General features: G+C 69.0%; 4 protein-coding genes and 2 pseudogenes. 4 read left to right on the top strand and 2 right to left on the bottom strand.

All coding sequences use genetic code 11. From position 1 onward, the window contains the following. A pseudogene (locus P1P70_RS40975) lies at positions 1–854 on the bottom strand (LamG domain-containing protein); the annotation flags it as partial. Between the two features lie 570 nt (positions 855–1,424). Between P1P70_RS40975 and P1P70_RS40980 the strand changes: the two are divergent. The 3 genes and pseudogenes from P1P70_RS40980 to P1P70_RS40990 all read left to right on the top strand — a co-directional run bounded on the left by P1P70_RS40980 (position 1,425) and on the right by P1P70_RS40990 (position 2,859). Then, positions 1,425–1,784 carry a hypothetical protein gene (locus tag P1P70_RS40980; RefSeq protein ID WP_319247024.1) on the top strand — a complete coding sequence of 120 codons (360 nt, stop codon included), beginning with the start codon at positions 1,425–1,427 and terminating at the stop codon, positions 1,782–1,784. Positions 1,785–2,032: 248 nt separating this feature from the next. After that, positions 2,033–2,324: pseudogene (locus tag P1P70_RS40985) on the top strand (IS3 family transposase); the annotation flags it as partial. Positions 2,325–2,385: 61 nt separating this feature from the next. Beyond that, complete coding sequence (locus P1P70_RS40990) at positions 2,386–2,859, top strand: hypothetical protein (RefSeq protein ID WP_319247026.1); 474 nt, start codon at positions 2,386–2,388, stop codon at positions 2,857–2,859. A gap of 156 nt (positions 2,860–3,015) precedes the next feature. Here the strand turns inward: P1P70_RS40990 and P1P70_RS40995 are convergent, their stop codons facing one another. Further along, positions 3,016–3,309, bottom strand: coding sequence for a trypco2 family protein (locus tag P1P70_RS40995; protein WP_230215657.1), 294 nt, complete (start codon positions 3,307–3,309; stop codon positions 3,016–3,018). A 105-nt stretch (positions 3,310–3,414) separates the two neighbouring features. Between P1P70_RS40995 and P1P70_RS41000 the strand changes: the two genes are divergently transcribed. Continuing rightward, a partial coding sequence (locus P1P70_RS41000; RefSeq protein ID WP_319247030.1) for a serine protease occupies positions 3,415–4,670 on the top strand: 1,256 nt, incomplete at its 3' end.

Below are 4,670 nucleotides of genomic sequence, written 5' to 3' on the forward strand. Positions count from 1 at the left end.
GCGTCGGTGGCGTCGGCAGCCTTGGCGGGGGCAGCCGCGTCGGTGGCGGGGGCGGCGTCGGCCTTCGTCGAGAACGCGGCCGTACGTGTGGTGGCTTCCCCGGCGGTGCCGTCGCCGGAATCCCACATCTGTGGCATCGGCGCCTCGAACACCGCGGTGCCGGCGCCCTTGTCGACGGCGGCCAGCCCGCCGCCCTCGGTCTGCTCGACCTCCATGCCGTCCGCGGCGAGCCTGAGCCGCAGCTCGGCAAGGGTCGGACTGGCCGCGGCCGCCGCACTGTTGACGACGAGCAACTGCGTGAAGCCGTCCTCCTGAGCTCCCATCCGCAGATCGACGTCCGGCAGGACGTCCCGGTACGTCGCCGTGGCGCCGTCCAGCTCGGGCGCGGGCAGCGTGCCGGGCCAGGACAGCGCCAGCTCGCGGCCCGCCTTGGTCATCCGCACCAGCGGTGTGTCGGAGCCGCCCCCGGAGAACTCCAGCCCGACGGTGGCCACCTTCGGCGCGACCGTGCCCCTGCCGGTCGGCGCCAGGTCCGCGTCGATCGGCTTCCACTCGCCGTCGACCCTGGCCCGGACGGGACGTAGGTACTCCCGCCTCTCCAGATCTCCCTCGGGGGTCACGAACACGTCGTGACTCTCACCGCGCAGTGAGGTGATCTCCACACTCCGACCGGTCCGTTCGGCCTCCGCCCGCGCCTCCTCCTCGGAGAGCGGTGCCTTCTCCACAGCGGAGCGGGCCTGCGTCCCCGGAGTGTTCGGCCGTGCCGCGGTCGACGCCGTCGCGGTGGCAGGCAGCAGCCCGACCGCGAGAACGGAGCTCAGAGCGATCGCGATGGTTCCCCCGACGCCACGCATACGCGCACGCGTCATCATTATTCAGTTCCCCCGTATCATGAAAAACATATGAAACTTTTGTGGTCGGCAGGAACCTAACTTAGGCACACGCGTTCGGTCCAGGCTGATCGCTTCCGGTCACGCCAGTCGCGCACGACCAACGGGCACTGCCTGATCGACCCCCCTGACTCACTTGCCGACGCCTCATGGGCCCACCGCCCGGGGAGGCCGTCACGGTCCGACCACACCGACGTCGCGTCCCGCTCGTACACACTGCGGCGGCCCGAACGCGGCCGCTCCGGTCAGCAGGTCGGCCGGGACGGCGGTAGCCCGCTGTTGCAACGTCGTGCTCGGCGGAACCGGTGTGCTCGTGGAGGGCCGGAGCCACGTCAGCCGCACCACGCAGTACCGCAGCGCCCTCAACAGCTTCCTCACGTAGGACACCAATAGGGTGAAGGGTGGAAAGCGGGTCCCGATAATCAAGAGAGCCAAGGACATTGAGGTGGCGAACAACCTCGTCAGTGCTATCGATGACGCCCTGGCCGGAAAGCACACTGGTGCGTCCGACTGTCCAGGTCTGGGGAACTGCTGATGGGTGACGACGTCCGCTTTCTGGAAGAGCTCGTCGCAGCCGTACCCGAGTTCGGTGAGCTCTACGAGATCCACGTGGAGAACCAGGGCGAGCCACTGCCTCACGTCTTCTTCGGGTTGGACGTGACACCGGCCGTCGTCGACTCCTGCCTTGGCAGGGACCCCGAGGCGCCTGACTGGCGGGCGACCCTGAAGTTCCTGGAGCGGCAGCTGGTACGAGGAATCCCCGGCGTCACGGAAGTGATCGTGACGTCATTCCTGGACCAGCTGCCCTACCGGGACGAGCCGGGACACGAGGTCGTCGGACACCTCGGTCCGCTCCTGTCCGCGAAGTACCGCGAGCTGCGTCCATCGGGCTGAGGCGAAGCGTGCCGTAGCGAAGGCCCCCGGGCGGGAGACAGAGAGACTCAGATGCTGTTGGCTACTCCGGGGTCTGGCGTGACGTCGGCCTTCGAGACCCGGCTGTGGTCTCGAAGGCCGACGTTGTCGTATGGGGTGGATGCGGATGCGAATGCATCCGGAGTGTCTGGGAAGTCCCGGCGGAGACGGTGCGGGTGACCGCTCCGGGTCTGATGGAGGCTCTGATGTGCCCCGGGCCTGATGGAGTCATGGCACGTCCGTCCCCCTATCCTGCTGAGCTTCGTGAGCGTGCGGTGCGCATGGTCGCGGAGGTCCGGCCGGATTACCTGAGTGGGCCGCGTTGCAGGCGGGCGCCGCGAAGCTCGGGATCTGTGCCGCTGAGACGGTGCGGAGCGGATCTGCAAAGCCAAAGCCAAAGCCAAAGCCAAAGCCAAAGCCGATGCCGGCCAGCTCCCTGGCGTGATTTCGGACGAGGCTGCAGAGAACAAGCGCCTGAAGGCGGAGAACGCCGAACTGCGGTGGGCGAACGAGATCCTCAAGACCTGATCGAGGTGGGGGCAAAGTGGGTAGGAATGCTGGCCGCGTAGTTGCCAGTGCAATCATGGTGGGGCTGTTGGGGGTTGGCTGCGGAGGCGGTGAGAACGGGGCATCGGCTCCGTCGACCGAGCCGACACGAGCGAAGGCGTCGCCCTCCTCGTCCTCCGCGACTGCAGAGAAGACCCGGGCTCAAGTGGTGAGGGATCTTCGGTACGCCTTCGGAGACGTAGGCGAGGGTTTTGTGGTCGCGAAGGATCCTCTTGGGCGTGACTGCGTCGTGAATGGCACGGCATTCAGCAGAGAGATCCCGAGAGAAGAGGAACTGCTGCGAGGTGTCCGTCTTCTGGAGGAACGGGGTTGGCGCCTTGATGGCGATCTGATGGAGATGAGTCCTGCGTTCGCCGCATTTCTCGATCTGGGGGAGTGGTCCGTCACGGCCGGTGTGGCGCCCGTGCCGGACGAGGTCGAAGAACATGCGGCTCCGAACGTGGGGATGTTGACCGTCTCGGCGACAGGGTCATGCAAGCCCTCGTCGTAGCGGCGGCACCCGCGCATGTGACACGGTCGGCGACGTCGGCGGGAGCATCTGTGGGAGGCCCGCAATCCGCGTCAACGACGGCGAACCGCTTCTCTCGTACAGACGAAGGCGGTGTGAGAGGCGTTGGGCGATGCCGCGCCGGGGCGGGCGGTCGGCTCAGCGGCCTACCTCGTGGTGGTGGCCCGTCGGGCCCGGGAGGGGTTTGAGGTCTACCTGGATGCGGTGGGTGGTGTCGTGGCTGACCGTGCCTCCCAGGCGGGCCTCGACGACGCCGAGGCGGAGGCCCGCGCCGCCCTCGCCGGAGCGGTGGAACTGCACCGCGAACTCCAGGCTGACCTGCTCCACGCTGAACCGCCAGTCGCTCGCCGCGCCCTCCGCCTGCGCCCGGGCCAGTTCCGCGCGGACCGTGCCGATGGCCTCCGCGAGGCCGACCGGTTCGGTATCGCTCATGTCAACACCCCGTCGGCTTCCGTTGATTGACTGGATCGATTGAACGATCCAAGTTGGTTCACAAGTCTAGGGACGCACCATGCCCCGCGCGTAGTGTGAGGTGGCATGGGGGAATTGCGTGCGGACTGGAGACTCCGGCTGCGGCGCGGGAGTGCGCGGGGCCCCATCTGCGGCGCCGGGGTGCTCGTCGATCAGAACACCGCGTTGACCTGCGCCCATGTGGTGCGGGATCCGGGTGCCGTGATGTGGGTGGAGTTCGCGGAGAACCGTGAGATCGAGGCGGTGTCCGCGCGGGTGCCGCCCGGCGGTTGGCTCGCCGAGGGGGAGGGTGGCGAGGACGTCGCCGTACTGCGGTTGGACGCCCCCCGGCCCCAGGCGCGGCCCGCCCGGCTGGAGACGGAGTTGTGTGGCGGGATGGAGGTGTCCGCCACCGGGTACGCGGAGGGCTTCGACGACGGGATGAGTCTGTGGGGGCGGATCGGCGGGGTCAGCGGTGAGCGGGTACAGCTCGATGCCGTGACCAAGGCCGAGGTCGTGCGTCGGGGGTTCAGCGGGGCCGCCGTGTGCACCCGGCCCGGGGAGGGGCAGCCGGCGCGCGTCGTCGGGCTCGTCGTCAGTTGGCGGGGAGACATGGGCGAGCTGTTGCCGGAGAACAACCGGCTCGCGTTCTCGTATCTGATTCCCGTCGCGCGTATCGCCGAGCTGTCGCCGGTGGTCGCCGAGTTGAGCGGTCCGCACGCCTGGAACCGCGGTTTCGAGGAGCGGTTGGCGCGGTGGTTCGGTGACGAGTACGCCGACGAGGAGCCGGTGAAGGTCACGGTGGTCCCTCCGGGGAGCGGGAAGGAGCGGTCCCTGCGGCATCTCGTGCATCGGGCCGACCTCGTCCACCGGGGTGGTGTGTCCAGTCGGCCCGACCTCGCCGATCACGCACTGGGGCACATCGCCTTTCCGCCCGGGCGGTATCTGGCCTACTGGGACTGGCTTCTCGGGACCCGGCCGCCCCCGTCCGGGTCCGCGCCCGGCCCCATGGACGGGCGGCGAGTCACCGTCCTCGTCGACGGGCTCGACGAGGAGGCCGAGCCGGGGCCGCTGATCGCCCTCCTCGCGCGATTACGGACGCTCGGCTTCCGGCTGCTGTTGGTCTTCCGGCACGAGGGCGGCACCGGCTGGAACGCCGCCCGCGACGAACTTCTCGCGCCCGCGCTCCTCGACCACGCGGACGCGCTGATCGCCCGGCTGGAGCGAGCGGAGTTCAGCCGTGCGGTCCGGCACGGGGTCGTCGACAGCGCGTCCCTGGGCTCCCTCACCGAGACGGCCGAACGGCGCCGGGGCGAGTTCCGGTTGATCAGTGGGGGCGGTGG

Source organism: Streptomyces sp. MB09-02B, assembly GCF_033794485.1.
Taxonomy (GTDB): Bacteria; Actinomycetota; Actinomycetes; order Streptomycetales; family Streptomycetaceae; genus Streptomyces.

Excerpts from the sequence above, each read along its gene's own strand:
- P1P70_RS40980 (WP_319247024.1), top strand. The coding sequence starts at position 1,425 with ATGGGTGACGACGTCCGCTTTCTGGAAGAGCTCGTCGCAGCCGTACCC.
- P1P70_RS40995 (WP_230215657.1), bottom strand. The coding sequence starts at position 3,309 with ATGAGCGATACCGAACCGGTCGGCCTCGCGGAGGCCATCGGCACGGTC.
- P1P70_RS40990 (WP_319247026.1), top strand. The coding sequence starts at position 2,386 with ATGGTGGGGCTGTTGGGGGTTGGCTGCGGAGGCGGTGAGAACGGGGCA.